14 protein-coding genes are annotated in these 21667 nt (G+C 50.0%); 6 read left to right on the top strand and 8 right to left on the bottom strand.

Translation table 11 applies throughout. The annotated features are described in order from the left end of the window. Positions 1-221 precede the first annotated feature (221 nt). The 5 genes from ldtB (at position 222) to sanA (ending at position 4274) form a co-directional block, all read left to right on the top strand. Positions 222-1142 (top strand): L,D-transpeptidase, encoded by a 921-nt coding sequence (gene ldtB, locus ACG1VR_RS07350; protein WP_016537321.1) that lies wholly within the window; start codon positions 222-224, stop codon positions 1140-1142. A gap of 177 nt (positions 1143-1319) precedes the next feature. Then, the gene (locus tag ACG1VR_RS07345; protein ID WP_016537322.1) at positions 1320-1721 is read left to right on the top strand and encodes a CidA/LrgA family protein; all 402 of its coding nucleotides are present in this window, start codon (positions 1320-1322) and stop codon (positions 1719-1721) included. Continuing rightward, entirely contained in the window at positions 1718-2413 is a 696-nt protein-coding gene (locus ACG1VR_RS07340) for a CidB/LrgB family autolysis modulator (protein WP_395490572.1), read from the top strand. The genes ACG1VR_RS07345 and ACG1VR_RS07340 overlap by 4 nt, the downstream gene beginning before the upstream one ends. A gap of 128 nt (positions 2414-2541) precedes the next feature. After that, positions 2542-3429: a cytidine deaminase gene (gene cdd / locus ACG1VR_RS07335; protein ID WP_016537324.1), complete on the top strand. Its 888-nt coding sequence runs from the start codon at positions 2542-2544 to the stop codon at positions 3427-3429. A 131-nt stretch (positions 3430-3560) separates the two neighbouring features. Next, the gene (sanA, locus tag ACG1VR_RS07330) at positions 3561-4274 is read left to right on the top strand and encodes an outer membrane permeability protein SanA (RefSeq protein WP_016537325.1); all 714 of its coding nucleotides are present in this window, start codon (positions 3561-3563) and stop codon (positions 4272-4274) included. Between the two features lie 46 nt (positions 4275-4320). Here sanA and mglC read toward each other — a convergent pair whose 3' ends face one another. The 6 genes from mglC to folE all read right to left on the bottom strand — a co-directional run bounded on the left by mglC (position 4321) and on the right by folE (position 11248). Beyond that, a complete protein-coding gene (gene mglC, locus ACG1VR_RS07325) occupies positions 4321-5331 on the bottom strand; it encodes a galactose/methyl galactoside ABC transporter permease MglC (RefSeq protein ID WP_016537326.1) in 1011 nt (336 codons plus the stop codon). A gap of 20 nt (positions 5332-5351) precedes the next feature. After that, positions 5352-6872, bottom strand: coding sequence for a galactose/methyl galactoside ABC transporter ATP-binding protein MglA (gene mglA / locus ACG1VR_RS07320; protein WP_016537327.1), 1521 nt, complete (start codon positions 6870-6872; stop codon positions 5352-5354). A gap of 74 nt (positions 6873-6946) precedes the next feature. After that, complete coding sequence (gene mglB, locus ACG1VR_RS07315) at positions 6947-7945, bottom strand: galactose/glucose ABC transporter substrate-binding protein MglB (RefSeq protein ID WP_016537328.1); 999 nt, start codon at positions 7943-7945, stop codon at positions 6947-6949. Between the two features lie 283 nt (positions 7946-8228). Continuing rightward, entirely contained in the window at positions 8229-9284 is a 1056-nt protein-coding gene (gene galS / locus ACG1VR_RS07310; protein ID WP_395490571.1) for an HTH-type transcriptional regulator GalS, read from the bottom strand. A gap of 122 nt (positions 9285-9406) precedes the next feature. After that, entirely contained in the window at positions 9407-10564 is a 1158-nt protein-coding gene (gene yeiB / locus ACG1VR_RS07305) for a DUF418 domain-containing protein YeiB (protein ID WP_395490570.1), read from the bottom strand. A gap of 18 nt (positions 10565-10582) precedes the next feature. After that, entirely contained in the window at positions 10583-11248 is a 666-nt protein-coding gene (gene folE / locus ACG1VR_RS07300) for a GTP cyclohydrolase I FolE (protein WP_172569439.1), read from the bottom strand. Positions 11249-11625: 377 nt separating this feature from the next. On the opposite strand from folE, the gene fghA reads away from it, so the two are divergent. Next, positions 11626-12462, top strand: coding sequence for an S-formylglutathione hydrolase (gene fghA / locus ACG1VR_RS07295; RefSeq protein ID WP_016537333.1), 837 nt, complete (start codon positions 11626-11628; stop codon positions 12460-12462). Positions 12463-12597: 135 nt separating this feature from the next. Here the strand turns inward: fghA and ACG1VR_RS07290 are convergent, their stop codons facing one another. Both ACG1VR_RS07290 and cirA read right to left on the bottom strand, forming a co-directional pair. After that, a complete protein-coding gene (locus ACG1VR_RS07290; protein WP_395490569.1) occupies positions 12598-19173 on the bottom strand; it encodes a hypothetical protein in 6576 nt (2191 codons plus the stop codon). 425 nt (positions 19174-19598) lie between these two features. Next, on the bottom strand, positions 19599-21569 hold the full coding sequence (gene cirA / locus ACG1VR_RS07285) for a catecholate siderophore receptor CirA (RefSeq protein ID WP_395490568.1): 1971 nt from the start codon (positions 21567-21569) through the stop codon (positions 19599-19601). Positions 21570-21667 lie beyond the last annotated feature (98 nt).

Genomic DNA, 21667 nt, shown 5'->3' with positions numbered 1-21667 from the left:
ATAAGTTGTCGAGATTTTGGAATGTGATTTCGGCCACATTATGCCATAACTATGATAAAGGGTCGCCCCGCATCTTAACCGTACAATAGTTAAGCAATGTGAAAAAAATGTGATTTCATCCACATCTGATTTCCCAGATGAAGGTAATGCACATATAATGCGCGGCTAAATCGTCCATGAACACTCACTAGCTGGCCCGTCTGGCATAACACTCGCACAACATGAATATGAAATTACGCTCGCTTTTACTGGCTTTTGTGGCTGTCGCGTCTTTCTGTAAAACAGCCTCCGCAGTGACCTATCCATTGCCGACTAACGGCAGCCGTGTGGTTGGTCAAAATCAGGTTATCACTATTCCGGAAGGCAGCACCGCGCCGCTGGAAGAGTATGCCGCGCAGTACCAGATGGGGCTTTCCAACATGCTGGAAGCTAACCCGGGTATTGACCCGTATCTGCCGAAAGCGGGTACGATTTTGAATATTCCTCAGCAATTGATCCTACCGGACACCGTGCACGAAGGGATTGTTATTAACAGCGCCGAAATGCGCCTCTACTATTACCCGAAAGGCACCAACACCGTTATCGTGCTGCCAATCGGTATCGGCCAGTTGGGTAAAGATACCCCGATTAACTGGACGACTAAGGTAGAGCGCAAGAAAAACGGCCCAACCTGGACGCCAACCGCCAAAATGCACGCTGAATACGCGGCAGCAGGCACTCCACTTCCGGCAGTGGTTCCGGCTGGCCCGGACAACCCAATGGGCCTGTACGCGCTGTACATCGGTAACCTGTACGCGATTCACGGCACCAATGCCAACTTCGGTATCGGCCTGCGCGTAAGCCACGGCTGCGTGCGTCTGCGTAACGAAGACATCAAGTTCCTGTTCGACAACGTGCCGGTTGGCACCCGCGTTCAGTTTATCGACGAACCGGTTAAAGCCACCACCGAGCCTGACGGCAGCCGCTACATCGAAGTTCACAACCCGCTGTCTACAACAGAAGCGCAGTTTAACTCCGGTGAAATCGTGCCAATCACTCTGACCAGCAGCGTACAGAAAGTCACCGCTCAGTCTGACGTGGATACCAGCGTGGTAGATCAGGCGATTCAGAACCGTTCCGGGATGCCGGTTCGTCTGAACTAATTTGCCTCACGATTGTTCGATAAGGCGGCCTCCGGGTCGCCTTTTTTTATTGCCGTAATAAAGAACAGCAAACCTTCACGCAGGGAATATTTGTTATGCTGATAATTCATGATGTGATGGATAGCACATATTTGGGTTTAATTGTATGATGAATGCGTTTCTTAAAGGGTAACCTCTATGCGTAACTCGTTCACGGTAATCTGGCAGTATCTTCGTTCTTTTGTCTTAATTTACTTATGCTTATATGCAGGCATTTTTGTCGCCTCGCTGCTGCCCATCGTCATTCCCGGCAGCATTATCGGCATGCTAATTCTGTTTGTGCTGCTGTCGCTGCAAATCCTACCGGCGAAATGGGTAAAACCCAGCTGCCACCTGATGATTCGCTATATGGCGCTGCTGTTTGTGCCCATCGGCGTGGGCGTTATGCAGTATTACGACGTGCTGAAGGCGCAGTTCGGTCCGGTGGTCATTTCCTGTTTAATCAGCACTCTGGTGGTGCTGGTGATTGTGAGCTGGAGTTCGCACCTGGTTCACGGCGAAAGAAAAGTGGTTGGCGAAAGCGAGGCAGATAACAAATGATGCATTATATATGGTGGTCCTTGCCGCTGACGCTTATCGTCTTCTTTGCCGCCCGCAAGCTTGCCGCCCGCGTGCAGTCTCCCCTGCTGAACCCGCTGCTGGTTTGTATGGTGGTGATTATTCCGCTGCTGCTGGTAACCGGCATTCCCTACGACCATTATTTTAAAGGCAGCGAGGTGCTTAACGACCTGCTACAGCCCGCCGTTGTGGCGCTCGCCTTTCCGCTTTATGAGCAAATCCACCAGATCCGCGCCCGCTGGAAATCAATTATTACCATCTGCTTTATCGGCAGCATGGTGGCGATGACCACAGGGACTTCAATCGCGCTGCTGATGGGCGCTTCGCCGGAAATCGCCGCTTCGGTGCTGCCTAAGTCAGTAACCACGCCAATTGCCATGGCCGTTGGCGGCGGCATCGGCGGTATTCCTGCGATTAGCGCAGTCTGCGTTATCTTCGTCGGCATTCTGGGTGCGGTGTTCGGCCACACGCTGCTGAACCTGATGCACATCAAGACTAAAGCTTCTCGCGGGCTGTCTATGGGGGCCGCTTCACATGCGCTGGGTACGGCTCGCTGCGCCGAACTCGACTTCCAGGAAGGCGCTTTTAGCTCGCTGGCGCTGGTGATTTGCGGGGTAATAACCTCCCTTATCGCACCGTTTTTATTCCCGGTATTGTTGAAACTCTTTGGCTAAAACCTGCAACAGATCGCGAAATTGTATTTTTCATTGCATATGTTGCATTGTTAATGAGATTCAGATCACATATTAAGCCCTATCAGTTCCGTAAACTAGGTTCCCGTTACCTGTTATGAGGCTTAAACATGCGTTCACGTTTTGATGCTGCTTTTGCGCAGCTCCCTGCTGCGCTGCAATCCGCTTTGCAACCGCTGCTTGCCGATGAACACTTTCCGGCGATGTTTACGGCAGCAGAAGTGGAAGCGCTGAAACATCAATCCGGGCTTGGCGATGACGATTTGGCGTTTGCTTTACTCCCGCTGGCCGCAGCCTGTGCCCGCGCTGACCTCTCGCATTTTAACGTTGGTGCCGTTGCGCGCGGCGTTAGCGGTAATCTCTATTTCGGCGGCAACATGGAATTCCTTGGTGCCACCATGCAGCAAACCGTGCACGCAGAGCAAAGCGCCATCACCCACGCCTGGATGCGCGGTGAAAAAGGCCTGGTTGATATCACCGTCAACTACACGCCGTGCGGCCACTGCCGCCAGTTTATGAACGAGCTGAACAGCGGCGTTGCGCTACGCATTCATCTCCCGGGCCGCCAGGCTTCAACCCTTGGCGACTATCTGCCGGACGCCTTCGGCCCGCGTGACCTTGAGATTAAAACCCTGCTGCTGGACGAAGAAAACCACGGCTTTGCGCTTAAGGGTGACGCGCTTGAGCAGGCCGCAATTACCGCAGCAAACCGCAGCCACGCGCCTTATAGCAAGGCTCCGGCTGGCGTAGCGCTGCAAATGCGCGATGGTAAAATCTTTACCGGCAGCTATGCCGAAAACGCCGCATTCAACCCGTCTTTACCGCCGCTACAGGCCGCTTTGAACCTGCTTTCGCTTAACGGTTACGACTACCCGGACATTCAGCGCGCCGTTCTGGCTGAGAAAGCCGATGCCCCTCTGCTGCAATGGGACGCCACTTCCGCAACCCTGAAAGCGCTGGGCTGCAACAACATTGAGCGCTTCCTGCTCGGCCAATAATCCTCCTCTGCGGGTGTACCCACACCCGCATTGTTGAAATTTGCCCCAACCGAACCCGCGTTTCTTGCTCTTGAGGGCCTGGTAAAGTAGCCTTGGATGAAATTTCCCCCCGCGAAAGAGTCTGCAAGTTAATGTTGAAGCGAGTGTTTTACGGCCTGCTGGTGCTTATTGGCTTAACGCTGGTGGCTGCGCTCGGGCTGGATCGCTGGATTAGCTGGAAAACCGCCCCCTACGTTTATGATGAACTCCAGGACCTGCCCTACCGCCAGGTCGGCGTTGTGCTGGGCACAGCCAAGTATTACCGCACCGGCGTGATTAATCAGTATTACCTGTTCCGCATTCAGGGCGCGCTGAACGCGTACAACAGCGGGAAAGTTAACTATCTGCTGCTGAGCGGGGATAACGCCCAGCAAAGTTACAACGAGCCGATGACGATGCGTAAAGACCTGATTGCCGGCGGCGTTGATCCGGCGGATATCGTGCTTGATTATGCCGGCTTCCGCACGCTGGACTCTATCGTTCGCACCCGCAAAGTTTTTGATACCAACGATTTCATCATCATTACCCAGCGCTTTCACTGCGAGCGTGCGCTATTTATCGCCCAGCATATGGGGATTCAGGCGCAGTGTTATGCCGTGCCTTCGCCGAAAAACATGCTGACGGTGCGCGTTCGCGAGTTTGGCGCACGCCTCGGCGCGCTGGCGGATTTGTATCTGTTCAAGCGGGAGCCTCGTTTCCTGGGCCCGCTGGTGCCGATTCCGTCGCAGCAGGAAGTGCCGGAAGATGCGCAGGGCTACCCGGCGGTGACGCCGGAGCAGTTGCTGGAATTACAGAAGAAGAAATAAAAAAATCCTCTCCCTTTCCGGGAGAGGATTAGCCTGCGGGGAACTATTACTTCTTGCGCGCGTACTTCAGGGAGTCCAGCGCAACGGCGAAGATAATGATCCCGCCCTTGATGATGTACTGCCAGTACGGGTTCACGCCGATATAGGTCAGGCCGTAGTTGATAACCGTAAAGATGATTACGCCTGTTACCACCCCCACAACCGTACCCACGCCGCCGCTAAACGACACGCCGCCCACCACGCACGCCGCAATCGCATCCAGCTCATACATAAAGCCCAGGTTGTTGGTAGCCGAGCCGATACGCCCCGCTTCCAGCATCCCGCCAAAGGCATAGAACACGCCGGACAGGGCATAAATCATTATCAGGTTCAGCGCGACATTTACGCCGGACACTTTCGCCGCTTCCGGGTTACCGCCGATGGCAAAAATATTTTTACCAAAGCGGGTTTTGTTCCACAGCACCCAAACGAAGAACACCGCAAACAGGGCGTAGAACGTTATGTAGGAGAGGCGGAAACTGCCCAGCGCTATAAACCCCTGGGTAAAGGTAGAGAAGTGAGAATCAAAGCCGGAAATCGGTGAAGCGCCCACGAAATCGTAATACAGGGAGTTAATACCGTAGACGATAATCATCGTGCCCAAAGTGGTGATAAACGGCGTCACGTTCAGGTAAGCGATGATAATCCCGTTCACCAGGCCGATGACCGCGCCAACCGCACAGACGATAAGCAGCACCAGCGGGATAGGCATAGTGTGCATATCCGGGAACACTTTGTTCACGTTATCCATAGACTGCAACAGCGTCGCCGCAACAACCGCCGCAAGGCCAACCTGGCGCCCGGCGGAAAGGTCCGTACCCTGGGTTACAATCAGCCCCGCTACGCCCAGCGCGATAATAATACGCACCGAGGACTGGGTAAGGATGTTACTCAGGTTCAGCAGGCTTAAGAATGTCGGGTCCTGGAAAATAATAATTGCCAGCAGCACCAGCAGCACCACATAGATGCCGCCCTCTTTTAGATAAGTTAGAAAACTCTTTTTATTTAACACACTCATTTTTAATAGCCCCTAAATCATCACAGGTGCACAGACGCAAGACGTAAAATTTCGTTCTGCGTTGTTGTTTTGGTGTCTACAATTCCGGCCACGAGCCCGTTGCTCATTACCAGGATACGGTCTGTAATCCCTAACAATTCCGGCATCTCGGACGAAATGATAATGATCCCTTTCCCTTTTTTGGCAAGCTCGGCAATCAGCTGATAAATTTCGAATTTAGCGCCAACGTCAATGCCGCGCGTCGGCTCATCGAGCATCAGTATCTCCGGCTGGGTCAGCAGCCAGCGGCCAATAATGACCTTCTGCTGGTTACCGCCCGAGAGCGAGCCGATAGAAGTACGGTGCCCCGGCGTTTTCACGCGCATCGAGTCGATAACCCACTGGGTATCGCTCTTCATGCGGGTGTTATCCAGCAGCCCAACCTTGTTTTTGTAATTCCGAATATTGGAAATGAGTGAGTTAAAGCCGATATCCAGATAGGCGTAGATCCCGGTCGAGCGACGCTCTTCCGTCACCAGCGCAAAACCGTGGTTTATCGCTTCGTTCGCGTTGTGATTATTGATTTTTTTGCCGTGCAGCTTAATGGTGCCGCCTGACTTCTCACGGATACCAAACAGCGTTTCCACGATATCGGTACGCTTCGCGCCGACCAGCCCGGCAATGCCGAGGATTTCGCCCTGGTGCAGGTCAAAGGAGATATCGCGAATGGAAGGCTGGCGCAGCGAGGTCAGGTTGCGAACTTCAAGAATAACCTCACCCGGCACGTTGGACTTGTCCGGGAAACGCTGGTTCAGCGAACGACCAACCATCATGGAGATGATTTTGTCCATATCCAGCCCTTCCAGCGGCTGGGTGGCAATCCACTGCCCGTCACGCAATATCGTAATTTCGTCGCACAGCTGGAATATTTCTTCCATTTTATGGGAGATATAAACAATCCCGCAGCCGCGATCTTTTAATTTACGAATAATTTTAAAGAGATGATTAACTTCTTTTTCCGTCAGGGACGATGTTGGCTCATCCATAATAACGATTTTGGCGTTATAGGAGAAAGCTTTGGCAATTTCAATCATCTGCATTTGAGAAACGGATAAAGTCCCGACGCGGGCTCGCGGATCGATATCAATATCCAGCTCATCAAAAATCTCTTTGGTATCGCGGTACATCTTATCCTGATCGACAAACACGCCTTTGGTCGGGTAACGCCCGAGCCACATGTTGTCCATTACGGTACGCTGTAATACCAGGTTAAGTTCCTGATGCACCATAGAAATACCGTTTTCCAGCGCTTCTTTAGTGCTGCTGAAATTAACTTCTTTTCCCTGAAAAAGGATACTGCCGGAATCTTTGCTATAGATCCCAAAAAGGCATTTTAATAATGTCGATTTCCCCGCACCGTTCTCACCCATCAGGGCATGAATAGAGTGTGGACGAACTTTTAAATTAACATTATCCAGTGCCTTAACGCCGGGGAAGGATTTATTAATGTTGGTCATTTCCAACAAAAATTCCGACGACGTAGCTGAATTATTATCGACCATAGTTATACCTGTGTCGCTGAGTAGCCGGTCTGAAACCGGGCGCAGGGACCCGCGCCCGGATAAAACGGTATGACTTACTTGCCGACGAACTGGGCCAAGTTATCTTTATCCACGCCTACATAAGGTACGCGGACAATCTTGTTCTCAATTTTCCAGTTGGTGCCTTCTGCCGCTGGCTTACCTTCGGCAAGGTTTTTCGCCAGATCGAAGGTGGCTTTAGCCTGGTTGTTAGCATCGTTCAGCACGGTCCCGGCCATTGCGCCAGACTTAACCAGGGCCAGAGCTTCCGGCAGGGCATCTACGCCGAACACAGGAATTGAGGTTTTGTTGTGGGCTTTCAGCGCTTCTACAGCACCCATTGCCATCGCATCGTTGTTGGCGATAACCACTTCGATTTTGTTAGCGTTAGGGCCGGAGAGCCAGGCATCCATTTTGTCTTTAGCCTGAGCGGTATCCCACATTGCGGTATCCAGCTGCAGCTGCTGGGTTTTCAGCCCCTTGTCGTTCAGCTCTTTGATAACGTAAGTGGTACGCGCTTCCGCATCCGGGTGGCCCGGCTCGCCTTTCAGCAGAACGAATTGCACCTGGCCGTCTTTGTTCAGATCCCACGCCGGGTTAGCCGCCCAGTGTTTAGCGATCAGGTCGCCCTGAATGATGCCGGACTCTTTAGAGTCGGTGCCGACGTAGTAAGCTTTGTCGTAGCTGTCCAGCGCTTTGCGGGATGGTTCTTTGTTGAAGAACACAACAGGTACGTTTTGCCCGCGTGCTTTTTCAATCACGGTGCCGGCAGCGGCCGGGTCAACCAGGTTGATAGCCAGCGCTTTAACGCCTTTAGCCAGCAGAACGTCAATCTGGTCGTTCTGTTTTGACTGGTCGTTCTGGGAGTCGTTCATCAGCAGCTGAACGTCTGGTGCGGCTTTACCGTCTTTCTCAATCGCCTTACGCACCACTGACATGAAGTTGTCGTCGTATTTGTAAATAGTCACGCCAATACGGCTATCAGCGGCGTGGGCTGCGGCACCAAACAGCATGCAGGACATCACGGCGGACAGGGTCAAAACCTTCTTATTCATGGTATCTCCGGTTTTTTATTTTGCAGGGTAGTTCGGGTTCGAAACCAGGCAGGACAGTAATGTTAATAAAAAGTTACTGAATGCCGAAGTTATCCTAAAAAAATGCGCTTCCGTGTTCGGTAACAATCCAATACTGCGTTTTTTATGGTCGTTTTTGGCTAATCGCGCTGCTAAAAGTGAGTAGTCACGGTTACATTGCGTTTCAGCTGATAAAACGCTGACATAATAGTCAGCGCAATGTTAATTAACTGTGAATTTACTCACAGATTGAAACCGGTTACATCTAACTCTTTGGCAGCAGAGTGATCGACGCCACATTTTGCTTCACGGCCACCGAGTGGCGGCGAACTAAAGTCGGCATAAAACAGTGCGTTACATCACGATTCAACGTACCTGCCGCGCCTTGTAACGCCAGCTCCGTCGCCAGCCGCGCCATAGAAACGACCGGATAACGCACGGTCGTTAACTGCGGATCGGTGTAACGGGCGATGGGAATATCATCGAAGCCGATGATCGACACATGCTGAGGGACGATAATGCCGTTATCTTTCAGGGCGGTAAGCGCCCCGGCCGCCATGCTGTCGTTATAAGAGAAGATAGCGCTCAATTGCAGGTTACGGCCCAGCAGCTCAACCATTGCCGCTTCTCCGCCCTGCATATCCGGCGTGCCGGTGCCGACCCAGCTGTCCGGGGGCGTTATGCCCTGCTCCGCCAGCGCCTGAAGCCAGCCCTGATGCCGCTGGTCGTTGTCTTCAATTTGGTGGCTGGAGGCGAGGTAGCCGACGCGCGAATGCCCCTGATTGAGCAGCATGCGGGTAGCCATTACCGCCCCGCTGACGTTATCGAGGCAGACACAGCGGTGGGCGTAACCGGGGACGAGGCGATTAATCAGCACCATGCCCGGCACCTGCTCCAGGAAGGAGGCAAGTTCTGCGTCGCTCAGCGCCTTGGCGTGTACGATCAGGGCGCTGCAACGCTGGCGAATCAGCACCTCAATGGCGTGGCGCTCTTTCTCTTCCTGGTGGTAGCTGTTGCCGATGAGCAAATATTTATTATGCTGCTGGGCAACCATATCCACCGCTTTGACCAGTGCGCCAAAGAAAGGATCGGAAACGTCCATCACCACCACGCCGATGGTGTCGCTGACCTGAGTAGCCAGCGCCTGTGCGTTGGCGTTAGGACGGTAGCCCAGCTCGGTTACCGCCTGCATGACATTTTCGCGCGTTTCCGGGCTGACCAGCGCGCTGTTATTCAATACTCGGGATACTGTCGCTACTGAAACCCCGGCGATACGGGCAACGTCACGAATGGTTATCGGCGTTGGGGGAGTCGGTCTCATAGGTACACCCTGTTTTAGGCAAGGTGGCTATTCTGCGGCGAGCGGGGGTCAGTGCGGCGTGAAGTCGATCACAGGGATGAAAGCGGTTACATACAATTCGTTAACCTTTGTGACGAATATCATTATCTCTGAGTACCGCTTTGCGTCTGCCCTGATGCGCGAGCGGTTAGCTGCCGCCACAGCCATTCAACCGGCCCCTGGCGGAAATAACGCAGCCAGAATACCGACAGCAGCAGGTTCACCGCCCAGACTGCGGGGACAAAAGCCAGCAGCGACAGGCGGTCGAACTTCATAAACAGGCCAAAGCGGTAAAACAGCGTGGTGCAGATGACGGTTTGCAGCAAATAGTTGCTCAGCGCCATGCGCCCGACGCAGGCAATCCAGCCTACCAGCCTGAAACGGGACAGCTGCGGCCAGAACCCCCACGCCAGCGCGGCATAGCCAATCGCCTGAAACGGCGCACTTAGCTCGCGCGGTGCCTGTAACAGCAACGCACACCAGCGGTAATCCCAGGCAAGCCACCACTGAGCGGCCACCGCGGGGAGATTAATCCCCAAGCCGACGGCAATAAGAGTAATACCGCAGCGCCGGTAGTGACGCAGGCTAAATTGACCTTTGAGCCAGCCGCTGCGCATCAAGGCGGCGCCAATCAGCATCATGCCCGCCAGCTGCCAGCCGTACTGCGCGCCAAGCGCAACCAGGTTGGAAGAGAGTAAATCAACGCGGTTACTGATAGCTTCTTTGCCTCCGCCAAGCTTCCACCACTGCTCGTATTGCAGGTTGGCCGCATCCGGCACCCAGGTACGGTTGGCCGCGTCGCCGGAGATAAACCCTAACAGCAGTAGCACGCCAATCCCGGTGAGGTAAAGCATGACGCCGGTATTAAACAGCTGTTTTTGCCCGGGCGCGTCGCGGATCATACGCCAGCACACCAGCCCCACCAGGCCGTAAGCCAGAAGAATATCGCCGTCCCACAGCAGCAGAGCGTGGATAAATCCAAGCAGCACCAGCAGCGTCAGGCGCGACTGGATCCACCGCGAACCGCGAGCCAGCAGCATTTGCAGCCCGGCCCCAAACAGCAGCGCAAATAAGGTCAGGAATTTTACTTCGGCAAAGAGATCCATCGCCGCCCAGGTCCAGGCGTCGCGCGAGGTGATTGAACCATACCAGGCAGGATTGAGATAGGCCGCCTTCGGCAGGCCAAAGGCGACAATATTAAGCAGCAGGATACCAAGAATGGCGGTTCCGCGGACGAAGTCCAGGGTGACATTTCTCTCCACGGATACCTGCCTGAGATGTTAGCTGTGGCGCACTGCGCGCAGGAATTCCTGACGCGTATTCTGGCTCGACTTAAACAGGCCGCCGAGCGAAGTCGTGGTGGTGGCGCTGGTTGCGTCTTTAACGCCGCGCGCTTTCACGCAGTAATGCACTGCATCAATTGAAACCGCTACGTTATTGGTGCCAAGCAGGGTTTGCAGGGCAATCAGGATTTGCTGAGTCAGACGCTCCTGAACCTGCGGACGCTGGGCAAAGAACTGCACAATGCGGTTAATTTTAGAGAGGCCGATAACGGTCTCTTTTGGGATATACGCCACGGTCGCTTTGCCGTCGATGGTCACAAAGTGATGCTCGCAGGTGCTGGTCAGGGTGATATCACGCACGGTCACCATTTCATCAACCTTCATTTTGTTTTCAATGACGGTGATTTTCGGGAAGTTAGCGTAATCCAGGCCGGAGAAAATCTCATCGACATACATTTTAGCGATGCGATGTGGAGTTTCCATCAGGCTGTCATCGCTCAAATCGAGATTAAGCAGCTGCATGATTTCCGTCATATGTGAGGCAATCTGGCTTTTGCGGGTTTCATTATCCAGTTCACGCAACGGTGGACGCAGCGGCGTTTCCAGACCGCGCGCAACCAGCGCCTCATGAACCAGGGCGGCTTCTTTTGAGAGTGATGACATGCTGTTTTCTCCTGCAGGTGTGGCTGACCTCTGCCCTTCATGGGGCAAAGTGTCCGCACATTGTGCGGCAGCACGTACTCAGAATCCAGTAGTGCCGGGCATAATTATTGAAATCGTTAATACCGTTGTTCGACCGTTCGGATGGGAACAATACCGTTGCGGCCATAATGCGGGATGGCTAGACTCAGGTGAAGTGAAAGTTGTTCATAACAGACTGTTGAAAAACATCAGGCGAAAGAATAAATGTCCGGAAACATAAAAAATAAACGAGGGAAATCAGTTTATTGAATTTCGGCCGATCGCTACAGAGAGGGAAAAACACACTTTTCACTTTTGCCCGCAATCATACCTATTGAATACTTTTAAGGAGCCTCTGGATGGAATTACTGGAAGAACACCGATGTTTTGAGGGCTGGCAGCAGCGCTGGCGCCACCCGTCCAACGTACTTAACTGCCCGATGACATTCAGTATTTTTCTTCCGCCGCCTGCAAGCAACACTCCCCCACCGGTGCTTTACTGGCTCTCCGGCCTGACCTGTAACGACGAAAACTTCACCACCAAAGCGGGCGCGCAGCGGGTCGCGGCAGAGCTGGGTATAGTGCTGGTGATGCCGGATACCAGCCCGCGTGGCGAAGACGTGCCCAATGATGCCGGGTACGATTTAGGCCAGGGCGCAGGTTTTTACCTCAACGCCACCGAGCAGCCATGGGCGGCAAACTTCCGCATGTACGACTACCTGCGCGACGAGCTGCCGCAGCTGATTGCGGATAACTTCAGCGTCAGTGAAAAGTCTTCAATTTTCGGCCATTCGATGGGCGGCCACGGCGCGCTGATAATGGCGCTGAAAAATCCTGGACGTTTCAGCTCGGTTTCAGCGTTTGCGCCTATTGTTAACCCAACTCGCGTACCCTGGGGGCAGAAGGCTTTCAGGGCCTATCTCGGTAACGATGAATCGCGCTGGCAGGCATGGGATAGCTGCTGCCTGTTGAGTAAAGCGGAGGCGTCGGCAAAACTGCCGATACTTATCGATCAAGGGGATGACGACCAGTTCCTGGCCGACCAGTTACGCCCGGAAGAGTTTGAAAAGGTCGCGCAGGAGAAAGGCTGGCCGCTAACGCTTCGCATTCAGCCAGGCTGCGACCACAGCTACTATTTTATTGCCACTTTTGTTGAGGACCATCTGCGGTTCCACGCGGAGCATTTGCTGGGCTAGTTCTTTATTTCCTCTTCCTGCCGGGATGGTTAAGGTGTTTAGCCCCCAGATATGCAACACCCAAATCATCCCGACGGGCGCAGGCGATAATGATTGGCATCTCTTCCAGCTTCATTCAGGCCACAGCAAAAACATTTAGATGAAAGCTTTATCCCACAATGAAAGCTTTTCAGAAAGCAAATTCAGCTTGCGTGATTGCTGAAACATCAAATCAACATTAGCCTTATTTTTAATTCGCAAATCAGTGATTTTACTTTCCGCAGCTGTTTGTATTTCTGAACTTACAGTTGAAGAGTTATCTCTATTCATTCGATAATTATCCAGAATGGCCTCTGCCAACTGTTTTCTAATATCTTTGTTTCTTTGCAGCTCCTTTTGATAAGCATCAAGCATTTCCTCCTTTGACCGAACAAGCCTATTTCGCATTACATCAATCGGCAATTTAATTTCTTCTGGCCTGGATATATATGCCAAAACGGCATATTGATATTTAGCTTTCGCCAGCAGATCGCCTGGTTTTCCTGCCTTTTCTTCTTCTAACTCACGCACCTGTTGCAAAGTAATCTCATGTTTTTTTGTCATCGCCTCAAATACTGAAAGATAAGGCAAAAAATTAACATCAGGTGGTGTTTCCGTATCCTGTTTTAAAAAAAACTCTAATGCAAGATTGAAGATAGTCTGATTGAATTCAATATGATGCCTGGGAAGGCTAACGCTCAATAAAGCCACCATAACTATATTGTCGAGCAAACTATCACTTTCATCAACAGAGCGTTTACTTCTCAACAACTCATCTTCAAACTTAATATTCAAGCCTTCCAGGCTGGCCCCACTTAAAACATGAATCATATATGCATTGTATTCCGCAGCATTCAGAAGGGTATCGGCTTTAATAAGCTTGCTGTTGTGTAAAACTGCGCGTGCGATCTGTTGTTGTCTTTCGGTAGGCATAATACTTCGGGGTAAATCTAAAGCATATCTTATATTATCAATCTTTGACTGGTTATTTTCAATAAAATGCTCTGTTTTACGGGCTGAAAACTCAAATGAGGAAGGAAATGAACCTCTTTTAGCACGCAGATCTCCAATATAAGTATGATCCAATGTAGTAGCAGCATTATGTAAAACCTCATGGACTACTGTGTCAACTAATCCGCCTCGACGCTTATCCTGCGGCAACATAGCTACCATGATTCTTTTCTTGCTGTCATAGGGCAACGCAATGGCCTGAACCTTAGATAAATCAGGCTGCCGATATCTATATAAAACAAAAACATCATAATTAGATGTCTTTTGTTCTGAAAGAAAGCAATGTATTTTGTCGATGTTATTTTTAAATCTGTCATAAACCATGTCAGATATGGCAGAAACATCCTTTTTATCAATATTAACCAGTACATCATCATTCAGTCCAGTGGCTTCATCAAGCAATCCCTTCAGGTCAGCCTTAATTTCAGGACTGATTTCAGCTTCATCAAAAAGTGCTTTAACTTTAGATACTTTTTCATAGGCGTGATTAACAGAAGTAATAACTTCCCCAGAAAACGCTTTTACCTCTTCATCCGGGTGTTCCAGGCCATCAGTAATTTTTTCAGACAATATCTCTGCATCGTAGTCCCGCATGATTTTCTGTATAGTAGCCTCCGCGGCTTCGGGAGATATTGTTTCCACAGGTTTGACAGATGCGAATGAATCTCTTACATGAGATTTTAGTATTTCCAGGCTCTGATAATAATCGTGAATAACTGATGAGGTAGTCGCCGGGCTTTCCAACTCGTCGCTGTAATCAGGTTCATCAAGAATATTATGAGAACTTTTCTTAGAGAATAATTTAGAAAAACTGTCAAGTTGATAGCCGATACTTTGAGTTATTGGATTAACACCATTAAATGAAAATGTCTTAACGTGCTCTCCTGGAATCGCATCATAACTCTCAAGCTCACTGCATATCGCTTTAGTACCAAGAAACCGAGCTACATTTTTTATGTTATATTTATGCAGTTGCTCTTTAGAAATCAATCCATTATTAGTGAGAAAATCCGCGACTGCAGGATATTTATTAATAACAACGTAGGGATGTGCCATTAAGAAATCCAGGTGCAGATCGGAATTATTAATATCATATCGAAAAACTGCCAACCCGTAATGATTTGCTACCAATTCATTTGATTCCCCTGTTTTAGTTAAAACATACACGGAATTATAATCAGTATCAGGAGAATCGATTATACGTTTTGCATCCACTAACCCACGCTGGATTACAACGAGATTATTGATCACATCTTCCTTATCTTTCCCCGTATACTTATTAATGTTTTCTACTAAGTCAAAGGCCTTTTTCTCCATATCATTGATCGATATACTCATAGACTCGATAGATATATTCTCAGTCAATTTCCTCCCGAAAGACATATTACTGGCAACAGTGAACTCATCATTTTTCTTGAACTTTAAAGAAACATTATCAAAAGTGCTCGCTCTGGCATTTTTAAATTTTCTGGTAAGCACAAACTTGGTTATTTTATTCAGACTTATTTGATGATGGGTAGTTTGTTCAAAAGTTAATTCTCGGCTACCGGAGAAACCTGAATATGGCATTTCCCGGGCATTGTCTTCCTGTGCCGGCGGATATTCTGTTGATGGTGAATAAGCCTGAAACACAGGCATCTTATTTTTAGCGGATTCGCGCACCCTGCGGGCATTCTCCAGCCTGTAAGCTGCCAGGTGGAGTTCATTTCCTTTTTCTATGAGAAATCTACCGTTTCTGCATATCTCTACTTGCCCCTTGTTTATTCTTGTTAATACCTCTGTCTTTCCGATCATGACGGTACGGAATGGCATGTCCGATCTTACTGCATATTCTGGCAGATTACTTTGGAGTGCTTCAAGTTCTTTCAGCGTGCCGCTTTCCTCCATTTTTTTGGAGAACTTCAGCGCTGAAGATATATGCTTTGCCATATGATAAGAACTCCTGATACTTAAGCCACTGGCTATAAATGCCTGGTAAATAGCGAGTGGTTCTCCGCTCTCTTCCGCGGCCTTAATGCTTTTACCCACAACAAGCAAATCCACCACTTTTTTTCCAACCATCAAACCATATTTCACTGAATCGCCTGCAACGTGGCTGAATCTTCCTAATTTAGCTGCAACTTTTGCATCAGGAATGGCCCCCAAAATTAAAGACATAATATTTAATATATCAGGGGGGTTATGTTCCAAAACATCAGCACCAATACCCGCAGCTGTTTGAGCCAAACCAATGGCAAGCCCAAGGGGTGTAAATGCAGCGACTACATCGGAAGTGACGTCAACCCATGTGCCTATATACTCGGCCCGAATTATGTTTTGTTCTTTCTGCTGTAAAGTCTCCCCTTCGATATTGCTGAGTATTAGCTGCATCTGCCCGCCGAGTGTCGCAAAAGGGCGTGAAAATGATCTTAAATATTCCTCTGGTTTTAAATTACCCCAGTCAAATTCAAGGCGGTATTTCACCTCAGTCACACTTACTTCTTGATCAGGAATTTGAGCCCCAAGGATCGCCCTATTAACTAGCTTTTTGTTATCAATCACCGCTGATTTATTTTTATAGTCCTCAGTTATGGTCTTTTCAAGTAATGTAGCGAGAACATTAATACTTATCGCCTCTGATTTATTATAATTAAAAAACCTATCATAACTAATTACCCCATTCCTTATATCATTAACAAAACTAAAACCATTGAAAAAAGGACTATAAGCATGTCCACCAATAGATGGAATCTCTTTGTTTCTCCACTCATTTGCATCGAATGGCATTGCCCATTTGATATCCGGTAAAAGATCCTCTCCTTTCCTGACATAATAGTAAAGCACTTCCGAATCCAGACGAATAAGCATTCCGGATTTAGAGCCAGAAGAATCAGGCAGTAAAAATGTGTTATTAAGTTTGTATTTATATATATCAACAGGGACTAAAAGTGTAGCACCTATACGGGCAAGATAGGCATTACGTCTGATTTCCCTCGGTAACCTCTCATCATTTTCTATTTTAAATAACGCATATTTAATACCATACAAATAAGTCGTTTTTTTCTTATCATCAGAGAAGTTGCTAAACTTCAGGGTCTTCTCAAAATCAGCATACTCCTCATGTTGCTCCCCGGCGGCAAGGGCTCTCTTATTTCTGGCCCTGCCTAAAGCAGTATTATGGTTACGGTTTTCAGAGCACGAATCAGTATCTTTTTGTGGCGGTAAAGCCGCTGGCCGCCTCACAGGTTCCGCGCCATTCACAGCGGCGTCCACCAGTTCTGTGGCATAAGCGACTACAGCCGTTCTGCTTCCCGCATCCAGGGCACGCCACGGCGCTTCTCCTACAATATTTTTCGCAATTTTTTTCCCTGCCCCTTCCAGTCCCCCCTCGTAAATATCGAAACACACCAGGCTCACGCCCAGCAGAGTGGTCAGTCCGGGAGGCAGTGAAAGCATGACTTTGAGGGCCGCCGTTTTGTAACTCTGCCTGGCGTATTCCCTTACCCCATCGCTGATATCTCCCTCACCACCGCGTATTCCCTGCCGCCCTTTGCGGACAGCCCACGCTACTTTTGCCCCCGTAATAGCAAATTTAATCCCCATGCGCAGCGGTAGTGCGGCCAGATTCGGTATTAGATTAATCCCCTCCAGACAGGCAGCCAGAAAGACCATTCTGACCAGTTTTCTTCCCGCCCAGCCTCTTATTACCTGATTGCGACTCTTCATTCCGGCGATGATCTCGTCCATCGTTGCAGGGTAAAAGGTGATACCTTTGGCTGCATTACCCATTTCGAGCCGCAGCCTCTGAAGAAGCCGATTCCCTTCAGGATCGGACTCTCCGGATAATAAGGGAAGGTAGTGCTGAACGAGCTCAAGAAATAAACTGTCATAGGCTTTTTCAGAGGCAGTCCGGTCTTCTTCAGAAAAACGACTCAGATAACGTTGCTTTTCCGCTTCGCTCCATTCGCCCATCCTCCTGGCCAGCATTCCCTGGCGAGAAAAGTTGTTAATCGACCGGCCAGTGGCTTTTATGAGGCTGGTTTTCAGATTGTTTTTTATAAGTTTAAGGCGTTGTAACCCGTTTACGGTGTACTCGTGCAGCTCTTTATATCCGGCCTCTCCACGCTCCAGGAGAGGTAACAGCGCCTGGTTCATCTCCTTATCAATGCTGGCCAGTATCTCAACGACCTCTTTTATCTGCGTATCAAAATCACTGATGACGCTGTCTGATGCCATCACCCCGGGAGCCTGGTTCAATTCATCTCTTAAAGCTGACAGAAATTTTTGTTTTATATTCTCTTCGGCCAGCGTTGTTATTTCCTGGCACCTACGCCGCAGCGATTTTTTTAACTCTTCTATTTTGTTCTGCCATCTCTCAGACTCCGCACACAGCCTGGCATCCAGAATGGCGTTGGGCGGCATATCAGATAACATTCGCCTGAGCCCATCGTAATGCGTTATGGCCTGCTGTAATGGGTGACAGGTTTGTCTGATTTTATGTATATCGGCCGTGGTTTGCTGAATTTTATCCAGCAGTATTATTCCAACCCGAAAGATAGCTTCGTTTATGTTACGTCTGGCAGCAGGTGTATAAAGAGAGTTTGAGTCGTTAATATGTTTATGCAGTATACGCTGTGCATTCTTATCTATCTTACCGGTCACCATTCCAAGAGTTGATGAATATTCCTGGACGTGTATACGCACGGTTTTCCAGGACGTAACTAACTCTTTTTTTATCGTTTCAGTGAGGGTGAGAGTTTCCCTCTGTCGGGATGATTTATGCCCGACGAGCGCCCCGCCAGGCGGGGGCCGTATATACTTCCCTTCGTACTGAATGCTTTCGATAATACCCTGAAGGATTCGACAGAGCGTCAGGATGTCACGAGCGATCCTTTGAGTCTCAGTTTTCCCCTCTGCCTTTTCCGCATAACATCTGGTGAGAACAATATCACTCAGTAATATTCCCGATAGCCCCTCCAGTTCCCTACTCAATACCTCACGGGCCATTCTTTCATCCAGCGTGACTGAGTTCACGATGGCATTAAATTTTATGTTGTCCGGATGATTTTTAGTCAAGTTGCCACGGGTTTGGGCGGAATACTGATTGTGATGATCTTCGGTGTCTATCGGGAGGAGCGCTCTGAGGAGTTCATCGTAACTTGTTTGCCGCGCGCACTCCCACGATATCTGCTGTTCCGTGCTGCTGAGCAGGCTAATAAGATGCATAGCACCCGAGAGATGACCGCTCATGCGGTTAGCATATTTTAGTGCTTCATTATCATCCCGAGCTTGCGGTGAATCCCAGCCAGCGTCTTTTATCGCCAGGCGAAACTTGATGAAATCAAGCGCGTTATTGTGCCACGTCTTCTCTTTTCGAAATAATCTAAACCGGTCCAGAAAAGCGCCAGCGGCCTGCTCGAGATGTTTCTGATGCGGTTGCATAAATGCCGGTACCTGCATTGCGTTGACTCGCGCCTGTAATGCCTCGATATCGACTGGTTTGGGATACAGAATATTACAGCCCGCTCGCCGGAATTCATAAAACTCAGGCAGATAGCCGCCGATCATAGCCTGTAAATGAGCCCTCAATTCGGCCAGCTCGTCCTCAGCCTTATCCTCATGCCCGGTAGTTGAAATCTCAGGCTGTATCTCCGTATCCGGTGTGATATCTTCGGAAACAACAGATAAGCTTTCATTTTCCATTGGTTTTCTTTGGTTATTTATAGTCAAGTTAACGCAAGGCATGAAATGTCCTTAATACACGCATAAAAATATATTCACAGAAACATCAGCATCTATGAAACATCATCGAATCAGGCACTCGATTAAAACCAATTAAAATAATTTGTTATGAATCCCGGATAAAAAGACACTTCCTGTGCCATATCTCACATCATCTAATAATTAAACGAACCACATTAATCAATTATTTACTCCTGAAGATAAAGCTCTGAAATATCCTTTTATTTTTTCAAGGTAACATCTCTGTAAACACAAAACAAACCACACCGGTCACAATTATATAAATTCAGAATAAGAAACGGAGCTGGCAGGAAAATAAAAAAAGGATAAAAAATACCCGCCAGATGGCGGGTAGTTGAAATGACTTATAAATAATTAACAATAGATTAGAAGCTGTAATCCAGCGCCATAAAGTAGCGACGCCCGTCCTCGTTATAGCTATAAACATCGCGATTCAGGTCTTTATCGCCCAGGTTTTGCACCCCGGCTCGTACCTTCACGTTTTTGGTCGCTTTCCAGGCTGCGCCCGTGTTCCAGACTACATAGCCACCCGGCGTTTTATCCGATGCCGATACGGCGCGCTGCTTGCCGGTGTAGTTTGCCGACACATAGAACGACCAGTCATCCAACGGTGCCCAGTCGAGCGTGCCGTTAGCAGTGTGGAACGACTGCTGTTGCAGTGGTTTATTGCCGCCGTTGCTCAGGTCACGCCCGTCGTTATAGGTATAGTTAAGCGAAAGCTTCCACTGGTCGTTAAACGGTATTTTCAGCTCGGTTTCTACGCCGCGAATACGCGCTTTATTGACGTTGTAGTAGCGGAAGATTGGGTTGCCGCTCTTATCAAAACCGACGAAGTTTGAGTAAGAAGGCGCGATGCTTTTGTTGGCGGTACGCTGGATATCAATCATATCTTCAACGTTGTTCTGGAAAGCAGTCACGCTGCCGCTCACGCCGTCGAGAATGCCTTCATCCCCGGCGTAGTAAATCCCCAACTCAAAGCTTTCGCTGGTTTCAGGCTTAAGGTCAGGGCTACCGACAATCTGGCAGGCGCCGCGGCAGGATTTACTGGTCCAGTCAGGGCTAAGCTGCAGCAGAGATGGCGCTTTAAAGGCCGTTGCCCAGCCGCCTTTTACCGTTACGGTATCGGTGGCGCTATACACCAGGTAAGCACGCGGGCTCCAGTGGTCACCGTAGGTTTCGTGGTCGTCCATACGAATACCGGTGGTCAGCGCCAGCGGCTCGAAGATACGCCATTCGTCTTCAATAAACAGCGCGTACTGGCTGGCGGACGTTGCAGAACCGTTGCCGCCGGTAATATTGACCGGATCGGTCAGCTTGTCGTGACGCCATTCACCGCCGAAGGTCAGGAACTGGTTAATCTCTGCCAGAGGCAGCACCAGCTTGCCGTCAATGCTGTTATTGCGGGAGGTAATTGGCGAGCTGTTACCCGGGTTCAGGTTATCGATTTTGTCGCCATAGAAACGCAGCTCGGTATTACCGAAGTCCCAGCGCCCGTTGTGGCCGATGGAGTAATCCTGGCGTTCGATACGGTTCTTATCCAGCGAGTCAGATTCCCTGTCCTGGCGGTCGAAACCATAGCCGAATGTAACATCCTGGTTCGCGGCCGGGGTCCATGAAAATTCGGTGCTGGCATTGCGCGCGGTAAACCCTTCAATTTGCGGAGTCAGGCCCGTGTTGTTAACCGTGGACGGCTTCTGGCCATCTTTCTGGCGCTTGCCGAGGCTGCCGTAAACCTTAACGCCCAGCACGTCGTCGATAATTGGGCCGCTGGTGAAGAAGTTGCCGTTATAGGTGTCGCCGCGATCGCGATGCTCCTGCACGGTTGAGTCCACGGTGAAGGTGCCGTGCCAGGCTTTGCCGACCTTGCGGGTAATAATGTTAACCACGCCGCCGAGGGCGTCTGACCCGTAAAGGGAAGACATTGGCCCGCGAACCACTTCGATGCGCTCGATAGCGTCAGCCGGGATCCAGTTAAGATCAAAATCGTTGTGGCGGAAGACCGCATTGCGGGAGTTCACTCGCTTGCCGTCAACCAGAATCAGGGTATAGCTGCTATCCAGGCCGCGCAAGCTGACGCCGCGGCGGTTATCGCCTTCATTGGTTAACTGAACGCCGGGCACCTCCTGAAGCACATCTTTCAGATTAGTGACTGGTTTCTTTTGCAGGTCGGCCTGAGTAATAACGCTGATACTGGCGGGAGCATCTTTGAGGTTTTGCTCGATAGCGGATGCGGTAACAACCATCGTTTCTTCACGATCGTCGGCGGCAGCGGGAAAAGCCAGACCGAGTACCGATGCGCAGAGTCCTCCCCGGACAATGGGATTCAACCTTAACATTCCTTTTCTCTCCATGAGGTGAATTACAAACGAAACAACCGTTTAGCGCTCACATTGCACTATGCGCCAGCGGCTACATTGGCCACCGGCTGCATATT

Origin of the sequence: Cedecea davisae (assembly GCF_044095835.1) — a bacterium.
GTDB classification, from domain to species: domain Bacteria; phylum Pseudomonadota; class Gammaproteobacteria; order Enterobacterales; family Enterobacteriaceae; genus Cedecea; species Cedecea davisae.
The sequence above is the reverse complement of the archived record's forward strand: the minus strand, read 5'-3'. Positions and strand labels throughout refer to the sequence as shown.

Bases quoted from the DNA above. Each gene is read 5' to 3' on its own strand.
- ldtB (WP_016537321.1), top strand. From the start codon at position 222: ATGAATATGAAATTACGCTCGCTTTTACTGGCTTTTGTGGCTGTCGCG.
- ACG1VR_RS07345 (WP_016537322.1), top strand. From the start codon at position 1,320: ATGCGTAACTCGTTCACGGTAATCTGGCAGTATCTTCGTTCTTTTGTC.
- ACG1VR_RS07340 (WP_395490572.1), top strand. From the start codon at position 1,718: ATGATGCATTATATATGGTGGTCCTTGCCGCTGACGCTTATCGTCTTC.
- cdd (WP_016537324.1), top strand. From the start codon at position 2,542: ATGCGTTCACGTTTTGATGCTGCTTTTGCGCAGCTCCCTGCTGCGCTG.
- sanA (WP_016537325.1), top strand. From the start codon at position 3,561: ATGTTGAAGCGAGTGTTTTACGGCCTGCTGGTGCTTATTGGCTTAACG.
- mglC (WP_016537326.1), bottom strand. From the start codon at position 5,331: ATGAGTGTGTTAAATAAAAAGAGTTTTCTAACTTATCTAAAAGAGGGC.
- mglA (WP_016537327.1), bottom strand. From the start codon at position 6,872: ATGGTCGATAATAATTCAGCTACGTCGTCGGAATTTTTGTTGGAAATG.
- mglB (WP_016537328.1), bottom strand. From the start codon at position 7,945: ATGAATAAGAAGGTTTTGACCCTGTCCGCCGTGATGTCCTGCATGCTG.
- galS (WP_395490571.1), bottom strand. From the start codon at position 9,284: ATGAGACCGACTCCCCCAACGCCGATAACCATTCGTGACGTTGCCCGT.
- folE (WP_172569439.1), bottom strand. From the start codon at position 11,248: ATGTCATCACTCTCAAAAGAAGCCGCCCTGGTTCATGAGGCGCTGGTT.
- fghA (WP_016537333.1), top strand. From the start codon at position 11,626: ATGGAATTACTGGAAGAACACCGATGTTTTGAGGGCTGGCAGCAGCGC.
- ACG1VR_RS07290 (WP_395490569.1), bottom strand. From the start codon at position 19,173: ATGGAAAATGAAAGCTTATCTGTTGTTTCCGAAGATATCACACCGGAT.
- cirA (WP_395490568.1), bottom strand. From the start codon at position 21,569: ATGTTAAGGTTGAATCCCATTGTCCGGGGAGGACTCTGCGCATCGGTA.